The sequence below is a fragment of the Microcystis sp. Msp_OC_L_20101000_S702 genome (assembly GCF_007095705.1).
GTDB classification, from domain to species: domain Bacteria; phylum Cyanobacteriota; class Cyanobacteriia; order Cyanobacteriales; family Microcystaceae; genus Microcystis; species Microcystis ichthyoblabe_A.
Window position 1 is genome coordinate 1 of the sequence record NZ_SFBO01000100.1, and the last position, 20,128, is coordinate 20,128.

The following is a 20,128-nucleotide window of genomic DNA, read 5'->3' on the forward strand; positions in this document are numbered from 1 at the left end:
TACCATTTCTCTAAATGAAAACTACACATCGAATTTAAATCCCCCTTTAAGTTCCCCTTTTTAAGGGGGATTTAGGGGGATTAAACTTCTGTAGTCAGACTTTGGAGAATTGGTATTACCTTAGTGCTAGGTTTTAAAAATTGCCTAGAGGAAAATTGATACTTAAAATCAGAAACGCCCTATAACTTTTCAAACAGCTTCTAAAAATAGATGGTCATGAAAACAGTCATAAAATTAGCTCTTATTGCCCTACTCTGGATAACAATAATCAATCCTGCCAACTTACCTCCAGATACCGATGCTAGGCTAAGAATGGCCCATGCCCTGTGGACGGGAACTGAAGAAGTTTCTTTACCCCCAAATTATCGTCCTTCCTCTCGATTAGACCATGTTGGTGTTTTAGGAGTAGATGGAAAACGATATGAAGCTTATGATATAGGACAATCCTTATTAATGTTGCCCGCAGATTGGATTGGCACCCAACTTTCTAAAGTTTTTCCTAGTATTAAGCCTTATTTATTAAGAGAATTTGCGGTTAGTTTTCTTGTAGTTATCCCTCTAAATGTATTAGTTGTTATCTCCTGTTATTGGTTACTTAGACTATTTGATTTTCAGGAGAAAATTGCGGCATCTGCCAGCTTGATTTGGTTGCTAGGTACTACCGTTCTCCACTATGCCCAAACTTTTCAACAAAATAATCCAGTCCTACTTTGTGTGATTTTAGGTTATGCTTGTGCTTTGGCTTATATTAAAACTAACAAAGTACCTTATGTTTTTTTGAGTGGATTGGCAATCGGAGCGGCTATTATAATTCGCTCGACAACTATCATTTATGCTCTCACGGTTTTTGGTTTTCTAATTAGCTGTCTAATTTATAAAAATTTCAAGCTGAATCAAATCTTTAAAACAGTCATACTCTGGAACGTCGGCTTATTTCCCTTCTTTTTTGTGAGTAGATTATTTAATTACTTACGCTTTGGGGATTTTTGGACAACGGCAGCATCCTTGAGCATTGAGCAAATACGCAATGGAGCAATCTTTTCAGGGTTGCCAGAATTGCCCCCTAATTATCCTTTCATACACCCTCCCTACGTTGGTATTCTCGGCGTTCTCTTCTCACCAGCTAAAAGTATATTTATTTACGACCCCTTTCTTTTACCATGTTTAGTATTGGGGATTATTTTATTTAACAAATTAACACCTTATATAAGAATATATTTTATTTCCTCAATTTTCGCACTTGTCTTTCATATTATATTAACCAGTACAATGGATTTCTGGCATGGAGATGGTTCTTGGGCTGCTCGTTATCACGTTACCTCAGTTCAACTACTGCTTCTCCCATTAATAGCTTTGCTAATCTTAGAGATGTTATCAGTTAATCGGCTCAAACGATGGTTAATTAGCGGCTTGGTTGTTCTTTCCATTTTGGTTCAATTTACTTCTCTTGTCTTTGACCCTAGTGTAAATAGTGGTGTGGTCATCTTTGCAGAACCAAAAAGTTTTTTGAGGTTTCGTTTAGCTGAACGTATCGACAGTGTTAGTTGCTTCATTGGTCTTTCTCGATCCCAAAGTTGCTTAACTGAGGAAAAGTACAGTAAGTCCGCTCTCGCCGGTAGAAAGTACAGTAAGTCTGATCTCGCCAGTAGGGTGTATTTCTGGCCCCTTAAATCCAACAAAGCGCAAGGATTGCTCTGGAAAATTTGGGGATTTCTCTTGATCACAGCTTTGATCAGCACTCTACTTTTCCTAGTGATTGGGTAGTAGTGATGGAAACTTAATACCTTGCCAATTGGGGATTGATGATTATCGACTTTTTGGGAGAAGGATAGACTCTGTCCGACCAATTAGGAAGTCAAGGAAATCGCCGAAATCCTGCTCAAGGATGTGTTTAAACGTCTGACAGAAGAAAATATTATACTAAATCCTCTTTAAAAGGTATAGGGGAGTTAATCACACTATTAAAAACGGATTTGGTATTAGTATTAAATCTAAAAAATACGGCTCTACCGAACCTGTCATGTAAAACTATCAACAACTCATGCTTGTAAAGCTTGTACACTAAAGCTTTGAGTTTTTCTTAGATTGATATTTATCAACTTTAGAGCATTGCTTTGCAGAGAGGGAGCTTGAGGAATTTTCTACAGTGTAAGTTCGGAAGAACCAAAAATACGAGTTTTTTGTCTGCATAAATACCATATTAAAGGTAAAATACTTGTACGTTTTATACAAGTATTTTACCTTTAATATGGATACCCGAAGAGCTAGGATGATTGTCGATTTCTTGCTATTTTTAATTTGCCATTAGGATCTAGCCTAAATAATCTTTTAGATGCCCTAAAATTTCACTATTTCTAATCATAAAAAATTTCATGGCAATTATAAATAGTAAAGTCAAGAGAAAGTATTGTTTCTTGCCATCTATAAGCTTTAGAACCATATTAACTGTTACTTTATTAGATAAAAGATTGAGGAATAGAGTGATTGTTATTGATGCTTGACATTTGCTTAGTTGATAGGTTGATCAGGAAAAATGGTAATGAATTATCTGGGAATTTTGATTGCAAAAAAATTCAATAAAGACCACTATTTTCGATTAAAAGTCCATCTCTTGTGAATTAAGAAATTGTAAATCGACATACCAATACTGATGACCAAGTTTGACAGTATATACCAAATCCTGAAAATATCAACGAATACATACATTAAACCTAAGATAATTAATGAACTAGATAACATAACCGTGTGGTATTTTATCAATTCTTTAAAAACAGATTTAATGGTTCTAGTTTTATCGGTTTTAAAAGTATAACGCTTATTCAGATAAAATCCCAAGCTGTTAACAGTAATCATTAAAATTATTGTAGAAATTAGATAATGAAACTTAAGTATTGTCGTCAATAAATACAGCCAAAAAACATTTTGAATTGTACAAAATAATCCCACTAATAAAAATTTGAAAAACCCACTTTTAAATAATGTTTTTGATCTTTGCATGAGCTATCATTCCTATAAAAATTTGGGGCAGGACATCAGTGTCAACACTTTAGTTGACTTGATTCAATTTGGCTCTCATTCTAGCTATAATTCTCTCTAGGACTCTTGAGTCTCTAAAGAATTTGTATATACCCAAGAAACCTAAAGAAAATAATCCCTGTACCAAAAAACTTATTTTAACTTTTTTACCATGAATAATAGAAGCCAAAGCTATGTTAACTTCTTTGGAGAAGTTAGCAATTTTTCTAATTTTACTTTTGGTTTGACTAGAAGTATTCCATGCTTCTAGATGCTCATCGATAACAGATTCTAACTGTTGTCGAAAATCTTGGATGTAAGAGCTACGAGTAACGGTTTGGGAATGAGAATGAATGCGAAAGACTGATAAGGGTTTGGGATAGTATATTATCTGTCCATATTGAGCTAATTTTAGCCAAAAATCCCAATCAGCCGTGTACCATAGTTTTTCATCCAAAACACCTACTTTTAAAGCCATCTCTCTCTTAAAAATTGGTGCGGGAATAGAGATAAAATTCTGCACTAACAATTTACCAATCATTTGCTCCGAACTAATCATTATTGGATAAGAAGGTAGAGGACATCGCCAGAGTCCTAATTTTTGCCCTTGTATATTGACAAATATAGAAGGATTAAGAATTAAATTGGCCTCGGGAAATTGAAGGGTCAGCTTTTTTAAAATCATCAATCTCTGGGGTAGCCACATATCATCTTGATGTAAAAAGCAGACATAATCAGATTGGGCTATATTCAGCAGATAATTAGTATTAGCTACCCAGTTTTTTTGCGGTTCCCTTGTAACAATTTTTAGGGGAATTTGGGTTTGAAAATACTTGAGTATTGCCAGGGTTTCATCTGTTGAGCCATCATCAATGGCCAGACACTCTATATCAAAATCATCTTGAATGGCAATAGAGTTTAGGGCTTTTGCTAAATACTTTTCCCCATTATAAGTGGGAATTAAAACTGATAGCCAAGGGTTACTCATATTCTTTGATCTGGTAATTTTATTTCTCTTTTTGACTTAAAGAGACAAATTCATTATACTTAAATAATTTGCCCACTATTCGCGGAAAAGGGAAAGAGTATTGTTTAATAATTTTGGAATCAAGTTCTCTAGCAATTGCTTTCAATTTAGCAAAATTCATAAATTCTACATGGGTTGCATCACTCTTGAAACCAGCTTCTTGAGGAGTTATTATAACTAATTTGCCGTGATTTTTTAACAAATAAACATAGTCATTAAGTAACCTGATTACCTCTAAATAACTCATGTGTTCTGCGACGTGAGCTAATAAAATAGAATCAAATTTTTCTGGTTCATCAAATGATGACCGTTGAAATTCCTCTGGTGTAAAAGCCGTAAAGCCCCTGGCTCGGCAGACTTCAACTGAGTGAAAATTGTGGTCAATACCAATTCCATTTCCTTTCAGATTGATCAGATTACGGCCTATTCCACAACCAATATCGAGAGTAAAACCTAAATTTAACCTCTGAAGATTCCAACGGTAAGGAGCTTGAACATCCAATATTTCTTTCCATTTTGCTGTCTGTTTATTCAGCAATCGTTCGGAGTAGGACTGATTTTTTGTATCCTGATTAAAGGTATTGATTTTCCTGTTCATAAGTTTTCTGGGCGACTAGAGAAGGAAGCTACAACTAGGGAAATTCTGGGTAGGTTAATTATTTTCTCTTCAGTCCCAAAACACTTAAAAAGAAACTGGAAAAAACCACCTGTACTCCCAATGCTAAAGCGGTTACGGAAGGAATGACAATCCGCATGGTCACGGCTGGATCTAAGGCTCCATAAAGTCGAGCATTCCAAATGTATAAAGCATACAGTGAACCGCCCATACCTAGCAAAAATAAAATTACTCCAATGATCAATCCCACCTCCAGATTAATATAACGTAAAAATCGTCTTAATTTTCGGTCTTCTGGTAATAAACCTTCGCTGATAGCAAAAGCTTTTGTGAAGACGGCAAAACTGACAATTTGAAAGCCAATAATCAAAGCTGTGGCTGAATAGAGAAGGGTGTGAACTTTCGGTTGAGGAATAAACCAAATCGTCGCCACAAATCCCAGAAACATTAAAGCCAGTCCGGGGTAGAGAAACAACCAGCGAGGACTATACATTAAGAGAAATCGGAGATGTCGCCAGCCATCGCGCCAAGTTTTTAGGTGGGGGGGACGACTACGACCGTCAGGGGATAAAGTGGTTGGTACTTCGGTAATTTTCAGGCCGTAGAGGGATGCTTTCACCACCATCTCGCTGGCGAATTCCATGCCAGTGGTGCGTAGGTTCAATTGTTCGATCGCCTGTTTACTAAACCCGCGCAATCCACAGTGAAAATCACCACAGGGGCTGCCAAAAAATAACCGTCCTAACCAAGTCAAGACAGGATTGCCCAGATGCTTATGCAATACTGGCATCGCTCCTGGTTTAATTCCCCCCTGAAAACGATTGCCCATCACCAAATCGTAACCCTGTCGCAATTTTTCTAGGAAAGGCGAAAGATTAGTAAAGTCATAGCTATCATCGGCATCCCCCATAATAATATATTGACCTTTGGCGGCGGCGATCCCCCCCCGCAGGGCGCTACCATAACCCCTTTCCGGGATGGGAACCACCCGCACCCCTGAATTAGTGGCAATTTCTCGGGAACCATCGCTACTGCCATTATCGGCGATTAGCACCTCCCCCGCAATTTTGTGTCGTTCCAGATAATCTCGCGCTTTGCCGATACAGGTGGCCAGGGTTTCCGCCTCGTTGAGACAGGGCATGATGATCGATAATTCTAGAGTAGGTATCTGCTCATTGGAGACGGCATCTGCCATGACCTGATTTTCTAGCATAACAATCGCGGTGGAGTCGTTTTGCCCAAGAGTATAACAGGTTATGCACAGCAGTGTACCAAATTGTTAGCACACAATCTGCTTAGGGACTTGCGCTTTGATAATGTACCATTTAGGGCTGGTCTTATTCTTCTACAGAGCGATTGTCTGGCTGGGATATTATTCCCACGCAAGTCCCTTATTCTTTTTTCTCTGAGCGGCAATCTCTACCTGAAGTTGAATTGCGATCGCTATGTTGGCCTCTCTGACGGGAGCATCTCATTTATGCAAGTGAGTAATTATACTTGTCCCTAAAACTGGTTTCTAGCAAGGCTTTCAAAATAGCTTGACATAAAAACCTGATTTAGAGGTTACAAAGGTGAGATGCTCCAAATTTTCCAGCAACTGAAATTCTGATGCTATCCTCGCCATCCCACCTGATTATTTGCTAGAAGTCATGGCCAAATCTCCTTAACCCCAACTGACGTTACATTTACTCAAAAGCTATCTCGTTGGCACTGAATTTTTGATGCGTCCCGGACGCATCCCACAGCCAAATATCGCCAATTTCCCCCTAGGCTTTAGGTCTTAAATAAACTAGAGACTGTTGCCAAATTAAAGTGGGTTTATCGTAGTGATCGACTAGGTATAAACAGTTAGCATCTTGCCAAAGGATGCGACCAACGAGCAGATCATCGGTGCTTAACTTAATTTCTACTTCCCGTTTCTCTTGAATATAGCTCTGTACTTGTTTAATACTCGGCAGACCAGGATCGAATTGAGACATAATGAGTTTATCGATGAGGTGTTCATCCTCTATTATTCCTGTTGAGTAGCTTTTATTGACGATGAAAATCTCCTTCACCAAATATCAAGGCCTGGGCAATGATTTTATTTTGATAGATAACCGTCACAGTCCCGAACCCCTGATCACACCAGAAATAGCCGTGGCTATGTGCGATCGACATTTTGGTATCGGTGCTGATGGCGTGATTTTTGTGCTTCCCGGCCAAGCAGCAACCGACTACACCATGAGAATTTTTAACTCTGATGGTTCGGAACCGGAAATGTGTGGTAACGGTATTCGCTGTCTAGCCCAATTTATCGCCCGTTTAGAGGCTAACAACGCCATTGGCCGCACCTATCGCATTCATACTCTAGCAGGAACGATTATTCCTCGTTTAGAGGCTAATGAACAGGTAACGGTTGATATGGGACCGCCGCAATTACTAGGCAGTGAAATCCCCACCACTTTGGTGAAGGGGTCAGAAAAAGTCCTCGCGGTTCCCCTAGAGGTGGAAGGCAAAGATTGGTTAATTACTTGCGTTAGTATGGGTAATCCCCACTGTGTCACTTTTGTCGATGATCTGGCCTCTATTCCCCTAGAAACTATCGGTCCAAAATTTGAGCATCATCCGGTTTTTCCCCAACGTACTAATGTGGAGTTTGTGGAGGTAATTGGGCCGGATTATATGAAGATGCGCGTCTGGGAGAGAGGAGCGGGAATTACTCTCGCTTGCGGTACTGGTGCTTGTGCTGTGGTAGTGGCGGCCCTGTTAACGGGCAAATGCGATCGCCATTGTACCGTGGAACTGCCCGGTGGTTGTCTTCAGATTCACTGGTCTCAAACTGATAACCGGGTTTACATGACAGGTCCTGCTAAAGCTGTTTTTGAGGGCATTTACGCCATCTAAACCAACCCGTCTGGACGGGGACTGAACTCCCCGAACAGCGCGACAGGATTGTTAATTCTTAGAGACTGGTAATCCAAGCAACAATTCCTTTACCAGTTAACAATTCAATGGCTAAAAGAGAGACAAAGCCAATCATAGCTAGTCTGCCATTCAATTTTTCAGCTTTTTTGGTAAAACCGAGACTGCTAGAACTATCAACGTACATTTTCGGTTCAACAGCAAAATTATTCAGTCTTCCTTGTTCTTCGGTGGTGTAGCCGCGGGCAGTCATGGGGAGGCTCCTTTTGTATGCTTATGTTAAGAAGTGTAACACATTGTTAAGTTATGTTGCAAATTTTAACAAAAAATTTCTGGAGACTCAGAAAACCTCGATGAGGTGGTCAGTCAACGGCAGGGTTATCAACTGTCAGGGTAGTGCTATAGTTCTATCTCCTCTGGGTTTATCGATGAAATTTTGCCTTTTTCTTGACAAATTAGTCAGATTGTGCTAATAAAGAGGTGTAAACTCGATCGCCTGATCAAGGGAAAGACAAAAACTATCTTAAGGTCGCCAGGGATAAATTGCCACCAAAAGCGAACCAGATTTTAGGGAGTCAACTGACCTTGAGTGAAGATACCCGAAAGGGTAAGTGTGGGGAGAATAGGGAAAAACCACTAGGAAAAACCCGAATAAAATCTTAAGATGCGGAGTGCCTAGTAGCCGTAAGTAACGATCGCGCTCACTGTTTTTGTAAATTCTATGGCAGAGATTAGCCCAGAGATCAACCTCATGCAGATAGCGACTATACTCAACCAATATCGATTTGAAATGAGAGGATACAAAGCGCAGGAATTAATCGAGCGCTGGTTGCCCACCTATTCGCTAAATTGGATTCGCATGGCGATTTTAGAGGCACTCTATCAGGGACGTTACAAAGTCATTTCGGTGGAGGAAATCCTCAAAATTTGGCACCGTCGCGGCCATCCTACCTTTCATTTTACGGGGGAATTCGAGCGATTGGTTTGTAAAAACCTGCCAGATTCCCAGTTAAATGCCAAAAAAACGGTATTTATCCCTAAACAGGAAAAGATCAATATACTTTCTGCCACCCTTGAGCGGCCTGATCCAGAGCCACAAGCGGAAGCCACGAGTAAAGATGCTTTATTCAACTTAGAAACTTCTCTTTTTGATGATCCTCGCAAGGGGATGAGTGATTTGGATGAGTTATTCTCGCAGTTAACCCCGGAAATGCCCAAATTCCCTGAATTAGAATCATTGCCTAAATCCCCTAACGGTCATGGAACTAGGGAGAATTTTTCGGTTAATTTTAAGCCAGTAATCGATGAGTTTATCCCTTTGTTAGACCCTTCGGAATTATATCCCAAATTAAAAGCTGTGGCTCGATCGCAGTATAAGTAGGGTTGGCTGAAAAAGTTTTTCCTAGGGGCAGGGTGTGGGGTGTGGGGTGGTGGGGTACTGACACCAATTAATTCCCCGCCTTCAAGAAAAAAAAATCGCCTTGACGATTAGAATAGAGTTAACTTTTCCCCTCAAGGCTCTGCTCAATTAACTAGATTATGACATCCTCCTATTTTGGTCTAGAAACCGAAGAAAATAAACTAATTAACTCTAATAATCTCTCGTTCGCCGCTTCTCTTGGTATTCATGCCCTAATTTTAGCGATTATCTTACCTAATTTCCTCAATAATCCAGCGCAGGAGCCAAAAAAAGAGTTACGCAACGTCAATCTGATTGAATTGAACCCTCTAGAGCAGTCACGTCTTCCCAGTCTCGACTCCTCCCTGTCCAGCTTACCGGAACTGCCTAACCCCAATTCGTCTTCTTCCTCTTTGCCTCCTCTCCCCCCCATGGATGGTATCCATAACAGCACCTTACCTCCTTTACCCTCGGTTTCTTCCCTTCCCCCTTTACCTTCTTTACCTGCTTTACCTCCCCTCTCCTCCTTACCCTCCGTCAATATCTATTCTCCTCCCGTGGCATCTATTCCCTCTCTGGGTAGATTACCGATTCCTCGCAATTTTCCCACTTCTACCCCCAGTTTACCTAGTCCTCCTTCTGTTCCCACGCTGCCAGAGAATAATAATCTGCCGAGGGAGACTAATAACCAGCAGCTCCGGCCTGAATTCGATCCCTACCAAGATAATCTAACTTTAGATAGATTGCGAAATTCGCCCCGTAGTGCATCGCAACAGGCGCAGGAACAATTAAACAATTCCTTGGCCCGCACACCGGAGCCGAATGGTCAATCGCCCATTGATGAACAGCGTCGTCAACAATTAATGTGGGAAATGCGAGAACGTTTGCGCTCCCTAGAGGCAGATAAAAGCAATACCAGTAACGAGGAGGCCATGAGAAATCAGGTGGATTGGCTGGCCAGAGTCCAAAAAAGTAATCCTAACGCCTTAAATGAACTAAATCAGCCCAATCAGGGCAGCAGAGGCATAACTACCGTCAATTTAACCGGTAATTATCCCGCTACAGCTTGTTCCCGTCAATTAGCGGGGACGGCGGTTTATGGGGTGACGGTGGATGCTCAAGGCCGCCTCAGCAGTGAACCCCAGTTAATTAAAAGCGCTGGCTTCCCGATTTTCAATCAACAGGGGGCTAGGGAAGTACGCTTAACTCGCTTTAATAATCCCAGTGGTGAGTCGAGAATCTATCAAGTGAGCGTCAGTTTTGCCCCTAACCCGGAAGTGTGCCGAGGTGCGATCGCTAATCCCCCAAAACCGGAGGGTAGTAACCTCAATACGCGTAACTCCCCCCCCGTAACGCCGGCAATTGAAACCCCGCCTCGTCCTAATCAAACCCCGCAACCCGCCGTTAGTCCCCAACCGGATAACGTCAACCCCCCCGCAACCACAGGGCCAAATCCAGTCCCAACCCAGCCAGAACCGCCCAAAGAAGCGATAATCGAGGAAAAAGCCCCGGAAACTTCTTCCCAACCCCCCGCTCTCAATCAGACGGAGGTTTCCCCCGCTAGTCCCCCCACTAGCCAAAATCCTCAACCCCTGGGCGAGGAAGCTTTGCCCCCCGGTCCGCCGGCGGAAGCTAAAACTGAACCAGAAAGTTAGGCCTTTTCAGTTATCAGTTATCAGTTATCAGTGATCAGTTATCAGATGTGAGTTTTAGGTTTACTGATTACTGAAAAAAACTCTCATCTTCCTAGTCAATGATTCGATCCCCCCTTAGTCCCCCCTTGATAAGGGGGGTGCTGATCCCCCCTGCCCCCCTTGATAAGGGGGGTGCCGATCCCCCCTTAATCCCCCCTTAATAAGGGGGTGCCGATCCCCCCTTAATCCCCCCTTAATAAGGGGGGCATCTGATAATTTTTAACGGCTACCTACTTATTTTTACTTCAATGATTTCCACTTCCCAGATCCCCGATTCTTTTGTCTCACCTTGCCGTCGCGCCTCCGTTAGTCGTACTACCAAAGAAACCGATGTAGAGGTGACGATCGATCTTGATGGTAGCGGCAATTGTCGCGCCCAGACAGGAATTCCCTTTCTTGATCATATGTTGCAGCAAATCGCCTCCCACGCTGCGATCGATCTCGATGTGCGCGCCACCGGAGATCTAGAAATTGATGACCATCACACCAATGAAGACGTGGGAATCACCCTCGGACAAGCTTTACTGCAAGCTTTGGGGGACAAAAAAGGCATCGTCCGTTTCGGGCATTTTGTCGCCCCTCTCGATGAAGCTTTAGTGCAGGTTGCCCTCGATTTTTCCGGTCGTCCCCACCTCAGTTATGGTCTAGAAATTCCCACCCAAAGAGTGGGAACCTACGATACCCAGCTAGTGCGGGAATTTTTCGTTGCTTTGGTCAATCACAGTCAAATGACCCTACATATTCGCCAATTAGACGGGATTAATTCCCATCATCTTATTGAGGCTACTTTTAAAGCTTTTGCCCGGGCGATGAGTATAGCCATAGCGATCGATCCCCGTCGCGCCGGTATAATTCCCAGTTCTAAGGGAGTTTTATAGAAGCACTGCTTAACCCGAATTAACGTTAGCTTAAAAGCCCATAATTTGAGCCACTTGCGTTAATTCGGGCGCAATCCCAGATTTTAGTTGGTTATTGCTGTGTTTTACCGCCGAATCTGGGTCTTTTAGTCCATTTCCCGTTAAAACACACACCACGGTGGCCCCATCGGGAACCTGTTGATGCACTTTTAATAATCCTGCCACAGAAGCGGCGCTGGCCGGTTCACAGAAAACCCCCTCTTGGCCCCCTAAAATCCGATAGGCTGCCAATATTTCCTCATCGCTGACCGCGTGAAATTGCCCTTGACTAGCGTGACTAGCGGCCCAAGCTTTTTCCCAGTTAGCGGGGTTGCCGATACGGATAGCCGTGGCCAGGGTTTCGGGATGGTCAACCGGTTGTTTGGAGATAAAAGGGGCAGCCCCAGAGGCCTGAAAACCCATCATCTTCGGCAGTCGGTCACATTTGCCTATCTGGTGATACTGACAGAATCCCATCCAATAGGCGCTAATATTGCCCGCATTACCGACGGGAATACATAACCAGTCGGGAGCATTACCCAAGACATCGACAATCTCGAAAGCAGCAGTTTTTTGACCCTCTAAACGGTAGGGATTGACGGAATTGACTAAAGTTACGGGATAATTTTCTGATAGTTGGCGGACAATCTTGAGGGCATCATCGAAGTTGCCATTAATAGCGATGACTTCGGCTCCATACAATAAAGCCTGGGCTAATTTTCCTAAGGCCACATAACCATCGGGGATAATCACAAAAGCCCGCATCCCGGCTCTTCTTGCATAGGCTGCCGCCGCCGCCGAGGTGTTCCCGGTACTGGCACAAATCACCGCTTTTGCCCCTTCTTCTTTAGCTTTCGAGATGGCCATGGTCATGCCCCGGTCCTTAAAGCTGCCGGTGGGATTTAAACCATCATATTTGACAAAAACCTTGACATCGCGCCCGATTTGTGCTGAGAGATAAGGGGCGGGGATCAGGGGTGTATTGCCTTCTAGGAGGGTAATTACAGGGGTTTTACTGCTTACGGGCAGAAATTGGCGATATTCTTCGATCAAACCGCGCCAGCCGCCGATAGACGAGGATTTAGTGGGTGATTGGGGGATCGATCGAGAAATAGTTGTCATAGCCTTAAGGATACAGATTTGATTAGATGGCCCAGTTTCCTATTTTATCGAATAAGCAGGCCAAAAAATTAATCTCGATCGCCCGATTCAGATTCATGGGAGTTAAAACAGGGATGCAGGGAGATAAAAGGCAGTAAAAGCCAATAAATGGACTTTTTAGGCAAAAAATAGTTATTATCTCGCTATAAATCTAATTTTTTGCCCTTTTTGTCTTTCAGAGGTTGATTTAATTAGGATTTACTGAATAAATCTAAAAACCTTCTGAAAATCGGTAAAACCCCACACCCACCAAGAAACTTTTTCAGTAAACCCTAATTAGCAGTAGTGCCAGATTAATTTCTTAGCTAGGATAGGCAAGAGGCAGCTGGAAGAAATTCTCCTGTCTCCTGTCACGGCTGCTGGCAGTAAGTAATTTTGCTGGCATCTGATATTCAAACTCAAGCAACTATGTGTCAACTTCTAGGCATGAATTGTAATGTCCCCACGGATATCTGTTTTTCCTTTGAGGGATTTTGTGCGCGGGGAGGAAAAACCGACGAACATCGAGACGGTTGGGGAATCGCTTTTTTTGAGGGTTTAGGTTGTCGAACTTTTATTGATGTTCAACCCTCGATCGCTTCTCCGATTGCGGAATTAATTAAAAACTATCCCATCCATTCTACCAATGTTATCGCCCATATTCGCAAAGCCACCCAAGGAGAAATTAAACTAGAAAACTGTCATCCTTTTCGGCGGGAATTGTGGGGAAAATATTGGGTTTTTGCCCATAATGGTAATTTAGAAAATTTCTCACCTGCTGCGGGAGATTTTTATCAACCGGTTGGGGACACAGATTCGGAAAAAGCTTTTTGTTTAATTCTTAATACCCTGCGAGAGACTTTTCCCCAGGGCAAACCTTCCCTAGAACAACTCTATCCAGTCCTAAAAACTATCACAAACTCTATCGCTTGTCAAGGTATTTTTAATTATCTTTTATGCGATGGTGAACATTTTTTTGCCTATTGTTCGACGAAATTAAGCTATATAATTCGTCAATATCCTTTTGCCGCTGCTCATTTAATTGATGAAGATGTGAGCGTTGATTTTCAAGCTTTAGCTCGTCTGGGCGATCAAGTGGCAATTATTGCCACTACTCCCTTAACTGATAATGAAGTTTGGACAGCGATTAATTCAGGAGAATTATTAGTTTTTCAGGAGGGCGCAGCAATTTTAAGTTAATCTTACCAATTGTCACTTTGTCGAGATTTTTCTAAATCAATTAACTGAGTTTTTAACCCTAACCAATCTAATTGATTAGCAAGGCAATCTGACCTAATTTTTCCCGCTTCTAGATAAATGACTCGCTCGGCAAATTCCTCTAAAAAATCTAGTTGATGATTAACCATAATTATCGTCATTGACTTTTGATTATTTAATACTTCTAATAACCTGCTGGCCGTTCCTGTATCTAAAGCAGAGGTGGGTTCATCTAATAACAGTATGCTCGGTTCTAACAGCAAAGCTCTGGTAATTGCCACTAATTGTCTTTGTCCTAAAGATAATTCTAACTCCCCGCGCTCAAACCACTGTTCAGGAATTTTTAATAGGGATGTCCAATGGTCAATTCTCTGATTAATTTCAGCAGGGTTAAGTTTTTTTAATTGCAAAGGATAAGCGAGAGCATCTCGAACAGTCATCCCTAATAACTTCGACTCTTGTAGCAATAAAACTATCTGTTGTCGCAGGGAAATAACCGGTATTTCCCTAATCGATTTACCTTGAAAATAAATATTTCCCGTGCTGGGTTCCTGCAAACGATTTAACAATCGTAAAAGAGTCGTTTTTCCTGCCCCAGATGCTCCGACAATAGCTAACTTTTCTCCTTGCTTGATGCTAAAAGTAATATCTTCTAACAGATAAGCACTGCCCCGTCGGATAGCTAAATTTACTTGCTCTAGTTCTAAAATCAAGATCGGTCTTTTCCTTACTTAGTTCAAGTTTATTATATAATAAAAATAGCCCAATGAGTTCGGCAGGTATTCCCCATGGTTAGTCAAGTTAACAAAACCGAGATTATCTATCCTGAGAGCGACGGTAAACCGATGGCAGATAATACTAAACAATTTAACTGGATAGTGACGATTAAGCAGAATATCGACTGGTTATATATCGATGATCCCCAGGTATTTGTAGCGGGGGATCTGTTGTGGTATCCCGTGGAAGGCCAGCCGAAAATTGCCGCTGCTCCTGGTACGATGGTAGTATTGGGCAGACCGAAAGGCGATCGAGGTTCCTACAAACAATGGCAAGAAGATAATCTTGCTCCTCAAGTCGTCTTTGAGATTCTTTCTCCCAGTAACACCTCCATCGAAATGGCCAAAAAATTGCTATTTTATGATCGCTATGGAGTCCAAGAATACTACGTCTATGATCCCGATGATAATAGTCTAGAAGCTTGGCAGCGAATTGGTGACAGTTTAGACAGTGTTAGTGAGGTTAATAATTGGGTGAGTCCCCGTTTAGGAATTCGTTTTGACTTAACCGACGAGTTAAAAATTTATCGTCCTGATGGTACTCAATTTTTGTCCTACAGCGAAATTAATCAACTACTGCAGCAGGAAAAGCAACGGGCTGAAAATGAACGCCAACGGGCTGAAAATGAATGCCAGCGGGCTGAAAAGGCTAATCAGCAGTTAGTAGAAATGGAGGCAAAACTGCAAAAATATCGTCAACTTTTTGGGGAATTACCTAACTAGGGTGTGGGGTGTAGGGTTTTGCCGATTTTGAGGTAGTCAGTTACCTAATTTTCAGGGAAAAAGTCTAGGGATTTTACCCCCGATCACTCCAATGGTCAGCACTTTTTGAGGGCAAAAAAGTCTAAAAGCCTTATCCAACAAGGGTTTTAGATTTATTCCTGGACAGCAATTCTCATTTTAAGGTTTCATGACATTAAAACCCTTGCACCTAGAGGGGTTAATAATTCTTAACGAATCTCTAGATCGCTGAAACAACGCAAAATCGTTTCAAAATGAGAATTGATAAACCTACACCTGTCAGAATAGGGCCACGGAGTAACGTCAAGTATTTTATAGAAAATTAATATAATTTAATTAATTACGTTGAATTAGTCAAATCCTAACCCTGATCATCTTTGAACAGCGACATCTCGTCTGAGGTGTTATCGAATAACATTTTTGTAATTAAAAGTCAATAGATTAAATATTAATTTTTGTAAAGGAAAGCCTGAGTAGTTACTCAAAAAGCTCTTTACCATCTGTTACAAAATATGGCAAGATATTTATCGAATTGTGTCAAAACCCAGAGTAAATACTCACTTGCGTGACATTTTCTGATACAAAACAGAAACATATATATCCAAATACCTTAAACAAAGGGCGATCGTCATCAGATGACGAAAATACCTCAAAACCAGACTCAGCAATAATAAGGAGAACCATCATATATGTTCACTCACGTCAAGTCCACCATTCGTCATATAGTTCCCGACGGGTTGAATGGTCGATCGCTGGTCAAGGTGGTCTATGTCGTGCTAGAACCTCAGTACCAAAGTGCGCTGAGTAGTGCGGTCAGGGAAATCAACGCTAACAACCCGAAACTAGCGATCGAAATTAGTGGTTATTTAATCGAAGAACTGCGCGATGGGGAAAATTATCGCAATTTTCAGGAGGATGTAGCCAAAGCTAATATTTTCATTGCTTCTCTCATCTTTATCGAGGATTTAGCCGATAAAGTTGTGGCCGCTGTCGGTCCCCATCGGGATAAATTAGATGCGGCGATCGTCTTTCCCTCTATGCCCCAGGTAATGCGCTTAAATAAGTTAGGCAGCTTTTCTATGGCACAATTGGGACAGTCTAAGAGTGTCATCGCTAATTTTATGAAAAAGCGCAGGGAAAACTCCGGCGCTGGTTTCCAAGATGCGATGTTAAAGTTATTGCGAACTTTACCGCAAGTCCTGAAATACCTCCCCATGGAAAAAGCTCAGGACGCACGCAACTTTATGTTAAGTTTCCAGTATTGGCTGGGAGGTTCGGCAGAAAATTTAGAGAATTTCCTGTTAATGTTGGCCGATAAGTACGTCTTTGATAACAAGGATGACAGTGTAGTTTACAAGGAACCGGTAGTTTATCCGGATATGGGTATCTGGCATCCTTTATCCATGAAAATGTTCGAGGATGTCAAGGAATACTTCGCTTGGTACAATAACCGCAGTGATATTGCTGATGACCTAAAAGACCCCTTGGCTCCCTGTGTGGGCTTAATTTTACAGAGAACTCACCTCGTTACTGGTGATGACGCTCATTATGTCGCTCTCGTGCAGGAATTTGAGTCTATGGGTGCGCGAGTCCTTCCTGTTTTTGCTGGGGGATTAGATTTTTCTAAACCGGTAGAGGAATACTTCTGGGATAAAAGCTTAAAAGGAGTGGAAGCGGTTGCTATCGTTGACACGGTAATTTCCCTGACGGGATTTGCTTTGGTGGGGGGTCCAGCGCGACAAGATCATCGGTCAGCGATAGAATCTTTAAAACGTCTCAATCGTCCCTATATGTGCGCGTTACCGCTAGTTTTCCAAACTACTCAGGAATGGGAAGAAAGCGATTTGGGGTTACACCCGATTCAAGTGGCGCTACAGATTGCTATTCCGGAATTAGACGGTGCGATCGAACCTATTATATTATCGGGCCGGGATGGGGCGACGGGTAAAGCGATCGCTTTACAGGACCGGATAGAAGCGATCGCTCAACGGGCGCTAAAATGGGCTAATCTAAGAAAGAAACCGAAACTGAATAAAAAGGTCGCCATCACTGTGTTTAGTTTCCCCCCTGATAAGGGGAATGTGGGAACCGCAGCCTATCTAGATGTGTTCGGTTCTATCTACGAGGTGATGCAAGCTTTACAAAATAACGGTTATGACTTGCAGGACTTACCCGCATCTCCCAAAGAACTGATGGAAGCGGTAATCCATGATGCCACCGCACAGTACCATAGTCCGGAGCTAAATATCGCCTATCGGATGTCTGTACCGGAATACGAACGTTTAACCCCCTATTCTGTCCGTTTAGAGGAAAATTGGGGACCACCACCTGGACATCTCAACAGTGATGGACAAAATCTTTTAATCTACGGGAAAGAGTTCGGTAACGTCTTTATTGGGGTTCAACCTACCTTCGGTTATGAAGGGGATCCGATGCGTCTGCTATTTTCTCGTTCTGCTAGTCCTCACCACGGTTTTGCGGCCTACTATACCTATCTCAATCAAGTCTGGAAAGCAGATGCGGTTCTCCATTTTGGCACCCACGGTTCCCTAGAATTTATGCCGGGGAAACAGATGGGAATGTCTGGAGAATGCTACCCGGATAACCTCATCGGGATGATTCCCAATCTCTACTATTATGCCGCTAATAACCCCAGCGAAGCTACGATCGCTAAACGTCGCAGTTATGCGGAAACCATCTCCTATCTTACTCCTCCCGCAGAAAATGCTGGACTCTACAAAGGGTTAAAAGAACTAAGCGAGTTGATCGGTTCCTACCAAACCCTGAAAGATAGTGGGCGTGGGGTGCAAATTGTCAATACTATTGTCGATAAATGTTTATTGGTCAATCTCGACAAAGATATAAGTTTACCTGATGGTGACACTGCCCATCTCAGTCAAGAGGAACGGGATAATATCGTCGGTTCGGTCTATCGTAAACTGATGGAAATTGAATCGCGCTTACTTCCCTGCGGACTTCATGTTATTGGGAAACCCCCCTCGGCGCTGGAAGCGGTGGCAACTTTGGTCAATATTGCCAGTTTAGACCGGGAAGAAGACGATTTACTTTCCTTACCCCGGATTATTGCTAACAGCATCGGCCGGGATCTAGAGGAAGTTTATCGCAATAGCGATCGAGGTGTGTTAGAGGATGTGGAATTACTGCAAAACATCACCCTCGCGACTCGCGCTGCCGTCTCCGCTTTAGTCGAGTCCCAAACCGACGGGTCAGGTCGGGTATCAATGCTTTCTAAGCTGAATTTCTTGAATATAGGCAAGAAATCGCCTTGGATCGAAACTTTACGGTCGATGGGTTATCCACAAGTTGATTCGGAAGCGTTAAAACCCCTGTTTGAATACTTAGAGTTCTGCTTAGAACAGATTTGTGCTGATAATGAATTGGGGGCCCTATTAAAAGCATTAGAAGGGGAATACGTTCTTCCCGGTCCTGGTGGCGACCCCATCCGTAACCCTGGAGTTTTACCGACGGGTAAAAATATCCACGCTTTAGACCCCCAGTCTATCCCGACCCTAGCGGCGGTAAAATCGGCTAAAATCGTGGTGGATCGTCTGTTAGAACGGCAAAAACTGGATAATGGTGGTAAATATCCTGAAACTATCGCTTGTGTTCTCTGGGGAACGGATAATATCAAAACCTATGGGGAATCCCTAGCACAAATTCTCTGGATGGTGGGGGTTCGTCCTCTTCCCGATGCTTTGGGACGGGTGAATAAATTGGAATTGATTCCCCTAGAGGAGTTAGGAAGACCGCGCATTGATGTGGTGGTCAACTGTTCTGGTGTTTTCCGGGATTTATTTATCAATCAGATGAATTTGCTTGACCAAGGGGTAAAAATGGCTGCGGAAGCAAACGAACCGATGGAGATGAATTATGTCCGTAAACACGCTAGGTCACAAGCAAAAGAAATGGGTTTAACGGTTCGACAGGCAGCCACCCGCATCTTTTCTAATGCTTCTGGTTCCTATTCTTCTAATATTAATCTCGCGGTGGAAAATAGCAGTTGGGAAGACGAAAAAGAGTTACAGAATATGTATCTCAACCGCAAGGGTTTTGCTTTCGATTCTGATAATCCGGGGATGATGGCCGATAATCGTCAGTTGTTTGAAGCATCTTTAAAAACTGCGGAGGCAACTTTCCAAAACTTGGATTCTAGCGAGATTAGTTTAACCGATGTTTCCCACTATTTCGACTCGGACCCGACAAAAGTTGTGGCTAGTTTACGCGATGATGGCAAAAAACCGGCGGCCTATATTGCCGATACTACCACCGCTAATGCTCAGGTGCGTACTTTATCGGAAACCGTGCGCTTGGATACCCGCACCAAGTTACTCAATCCCAAATGGTACGAGGGAATGTTAAGTCACGGTTATGAGGGGGTTCGAGAGTTATCGAAGCGTTTGGTTAATACGATGGGATGGTCGGCAACTGCTGATGCGGTGGATAATTGGGTTTATGAAGATGTGAACACCACTTTTATTCAAGATGAGGAAATGTGTCAGCGTCTGATGAATCTCAATCCTAATTCTTTCCGCAAGATGGTGGGAACCCTGCTAGAAGTTAATGGTCGCGGTTACTGGGAAACTTCTCAAGAGAATTTAGACCGTTTACAGGAACTTTATCAAGAAGTGGAGGACCGTATCGAAGGAATCGAGTAGAATAGATAGATAAGACTTGAGAGACT

Annotated in this window: 16 protein-coding genes; 8 read left to right on the forward strand and 8 right to left on the reverse strand. The window is 42.6% G+C overall.

Annotated elements, in window-relative coordinates:
• The first annotated feature begins 216 nt into the window (after positions 1-216).
• Positions 217-1,764, forward strand: a complete 1,548-nt coding sequence (locus EWV60_RS11015) for a glycosyltransferase family 39 protein (protein ID WP_043997442.1) — start codon at positions 217-219, stop codon at positions 1,762-1,764.
• Between the two features lie 822 nt (positions 1,765-2,586).
• On the opposite strand, the gene EWV60_RS11020 is transcribed toward EWV60_RS11015, so the two are convergent.
• The 5 genes from EWV60_RS11020 to EWV60_RS11040 all read right to left on the reverse strand — a co-directional run bounded on the left by EWV60_RS11020 (position 2,587) and on the right by EWV60_RS11040 (position 6,637).
• Positions 2,587-2,997 carry a GtrA family protein gene (locus EWV60_RS11020; RefSeq protein WP_002777526.1) on the reverse strand — a complete coding sequence of 137 codons (411 nt, stop codon included), beginning with the start codon at positions 2,995-2,997 and terminating at the stop codon, positions 2,587-2,589.
• 49 nt (positions 2,998-3,046) lie between these two features.
• Complete coding sequence (locus EWV60_RS11025) at positions 3,047-4,003, reverse strand: glycosyltransferase (RefSeq protein ID WP_024968794.1); 957 nt, start codon at positions 4,001-4,003, stop codon at positions 3,047-3,049.
• Between the two features lie 19 nt (positions 4,004-4,022).
• The gene (locus tag EWV60_RS11030) at positions 4,023-4,640 is read right to left on the reverse strand and encodes a class I SAM-dependent methyltransferase (RefSeq protein WP_002794462.1); all 618 of its coding nucleotides are present in this window, start codon (positions 4,638-4,640) and stop codon (positions 4,023-4,025) included.
• Positions 4,641-4,698: 58 nt separating this feature from the next.
• Complete coding sequence (locus EWV60_RS11035; RefSeq protein WP_002777531.1) at positions 4,699-5,871, reverse strand: glycosyltransferase family 2 protein; 1,173 nt, start codon at positions 5,869-5,871, stop codon at positions 4,699-4,701.
• Between the two features lie 553 nt (positions 5,872-6,424).
• Positions 6,425-6,637: an Hfq-related RNA-binding protein gene (locus EWV60_RS11040; RefSeq protein ID WP_002733331.1), complete on the reverse strand. Its 213-nt coding sequence runs from the start codon at positions 6,635-6,637 to the stop codon at positions 6,425-6,427.
• A 61-nt stretch (positions 6,638-6,698) separates the two neighbouring features.
• Here EWV60_RS11040 and dapF point away from each other — a divergent pair, with 61 nt between their 5' ends.
• Complete coding sequence (gene dapF, locus EWV60_RS11045; protein ID WP_287232272.1) at positions 6,699-7,544, forward strand: diaminopimelate epimerase; 846 nt, start codon at positions 6,699-6,701, stop codon at positions 7,542-7,544.
• A gap of 58 nt (positions 7,545-7,602) precedes the next feature.
• On the opposite strand, the gene EWV60_RS11050 is transcribed toward dapF, so the two are convergent.
• Positions 7,603-7,815 carry a CAB/ELIP/HLIP family chlorophyll-binding protein gene (locus EWV60_RS11050; RefSeq protein WP_002745686.1) on the reverse strand — a complete coding sequence of 71 codons (213 nt, stop codon included), beginning with the start codon at positions 7,813-7,815 and terminating at the stop codon, positions 7,603-7,605.
• A gap of 468 nt (positions 7,816-8,283) precedes the next feature.
• On the opposite strand from EWV60_RS11050, the gene EWV60_RS11055 reads away from it, so the two are divergent.
• The 3 genes from EWV60_RS11055 (at position 8,284) to hisB (ending at position 11,533) form a co-directional block, all read left to right on the forward strand.
• Entirely contained in the window at positions 8,284-8,943 is a 660-nt protein-coding gene (locus EWV60_RS11055) for a hypothetical protein (RefSeq protein WP_002777533.1), read from the forward strand.
• A gap of 158 nt (positions 8,944-9,101) precedes the next feature.
• On the forward strand, positions 9,102-10,616 hold the full coding sequence (locus tag EWV60_RS11060) for an energy transducer TonB (protein WP_287232273.1): 1,515 nt from the start codon (positions 9,102-9,104) through the stop codon (positions 10,614-10,616).
• Positions 10,617-10,903: 287 nt separating this feature from the next.
• Positions 10,904-11,533: an imidazoleglycerol-phosphate dehydratase HisB gene (hisB, locus tag EWV60_RS11065; RefSeq protein WP_287232274.1), complete on the forward strand. Its 630-nt coding sequence runs from the start codon at positions 10,904-10,906 to the stop codon at positions 11,531-11,533.
• 30 nt (positions 11,534-11,563) lie between these two features.
• Here hisB and thrC read toward each other — a convergent pair whose 3' ends face one another.
• Positions 11,564-12,673: a threonine synthase gene (gene thrC, locus EWV60_RS11070; RefSeq protein ID WP_149987300.1), complete on the reverse strand. Its 1,110-nt coding sequence runs from the start codon at positions 12,671-12,673 to the stop codon at positions 11,564-11,566.
• Positions 12,674-13,120: 447 nt separating this feature from the next.
• On the opposite strand from thrC, the gene EWV60_RS11075 reads away from it, so the two are divergent.
• The gene (locus tag EWV60_RS11075) at positions 13,121-13,891 is read left to right on the forward strand and encodes a class II glutamine amidotransferase (protein WP_287232275.1); all 771 of its coding nucleotides are present in this window, start codon (positions 13,121-13,123) and stop codon (positions 13,889-13,891) included.
• A gap of 2 nt (positions 13,892-13,893) precedes the next feature.
• Here EWV60_RS11075 and EWV60_RS11080 read toward each other — a convergent pair whose 3' ends face one another.
• Positions 13,894-14,622, reverse strand: coding sequence for an ABC transporter ATP-binding protein (locus EWV60_RS11080; protein ID WP_287232276.1), 729 nt, complete (start codon positions 14,620-14,622; stop codon positions 13,894-13,896).
• 75 nt (positions 14,623-14,697) lie between these two features.
• On the opposite strand from EWV60_RS11080, the gene EWV60_RS11085 reads away from it, so the two are divergent.
• Both EWV60_RS11085 and EWV60_RS11090 read left to right on the forward strand, forming a co-directional pair.
• The gene (locus EWV60_RS11085; RefSeq protein WP_287232277.1) at positions 14,698-15,408 is read left to right on the forward strand and encodes a Uma2 family endonuclease; all 711 of its coding nucleotides are present in this window, start codon (positions 14,698-14,700) and stop codon (positions 15,406-15,408) included.
• A gap of 707 nt (positions 15,409-16,115) precedes the next feature.
• Entirely contained in the window at positions 16,116-20,102 is a 3,987-nt protein-coding gene (locus tag EWV60_RS11090; protein WP_287232278.1) for a magnesium chelatase subunit H, read from the forward strand.
• Positions 20,103-20,128: the final 26 nt, after the last annotated feature.

Coding starts and splice junctions, on each gene's coding strand:
- EWV60_RS11050 (WP_002745686.1), bottom strand. CDS start 7,815: ATGACTGCCCGCGGCTACACCACCGAAGAACAAGGAAGACTGAATAAT.
- EWV60_RS11040 (WP_002733331.1), bottom strand. CDS start 6,637: ATGTCTCAATTCGATCCTGGTCTGCCGAGTATTAAACAAGTACAGAGC.
- EWV60_RS11020 (WP_002777526.1), bottom strand. CDS start 2,997: ATGCAAAGATCAAAAACATTATTTAAAAGTGGGTTTTTCAAATTTTTA.
- EWV60_RS11025 (WP_024968794.1), bottom strand. CDS start 4,003: ATGAGTAACCCTTGGCTATCAGTTTTAATTCCCACTTATAATGGGGAA.
- thrC (WP_149987300.1), bottom strand. CDS start 12,673: ATGACAACTATTTCTCGATCGATCCCCCAATCACCCACTAAATCCTCG.
- EWV60_RS11035 (WP_002777531.1), bottom strand. CDS start 5,871: ATGCTAGAAAATCAGGTCATGGCAGATGCCGTCTCCAATGAGCAGATA.
- EWV60_RS11015 (WP_043997442.1), top strand. CDS start 217: ATGAAAACAGTCATAAAATTAGCTCTTATTGCCCTACTCTGGATAACA.
- EWV60_RS11090 (WP_287232278.1), top strand. CDS start 16,116: ATGTTCACTCACGTCAAGTCCACCATTCGTCATATAGTTCCCGACGGG.
- EWV60_RS11075 (WP_287232275.1), top strand. CDS start 13,121: ATGTGTCAACTTCTAGGCATGAATTGTAATGTCCCCACGGATATCTGT.
- EWV60_RS11055 (WP_002777533.1), top strand. CDS start 8,284: ATGGCAGAGATTAGCCCAGAGATCAACCTCATGCAGATAGCGACTATA.
- dapF (WP_287232272.1), top strand. CDS start 6,699: ATGAAAATCTCCTTCACCAAATATCAAGGCCTGGGCAATGATTTTATT.
- hisB (WP_287232274.1), top strand. CDS start 10,904: ATGATTTCCACTTCCCAGATCCCCGATTCTTTTGTCTCACCTTGCCGT.
- EWV60_RS11085 (WP_287232277.1), top strand. CDS start 14,698: ATGGTTAGTCAAGTTAACAAAACCGAGATTATCTATCCTGAGAGCGAC.
- EWV60_RS11060 (WP_287232273.1), top strand. CDS start 9,102: ATGACATCCTCCTATTTTGGTCTAGAAACCGAAGAAAATAAACTAATT.
- EWV60_RS11030 (WP_002794462.1), bottom strand. CDS start 4,640: ATGAACAGGAAAATCAATACCTTTAATCAGGATACAAAAAATCAGTCC.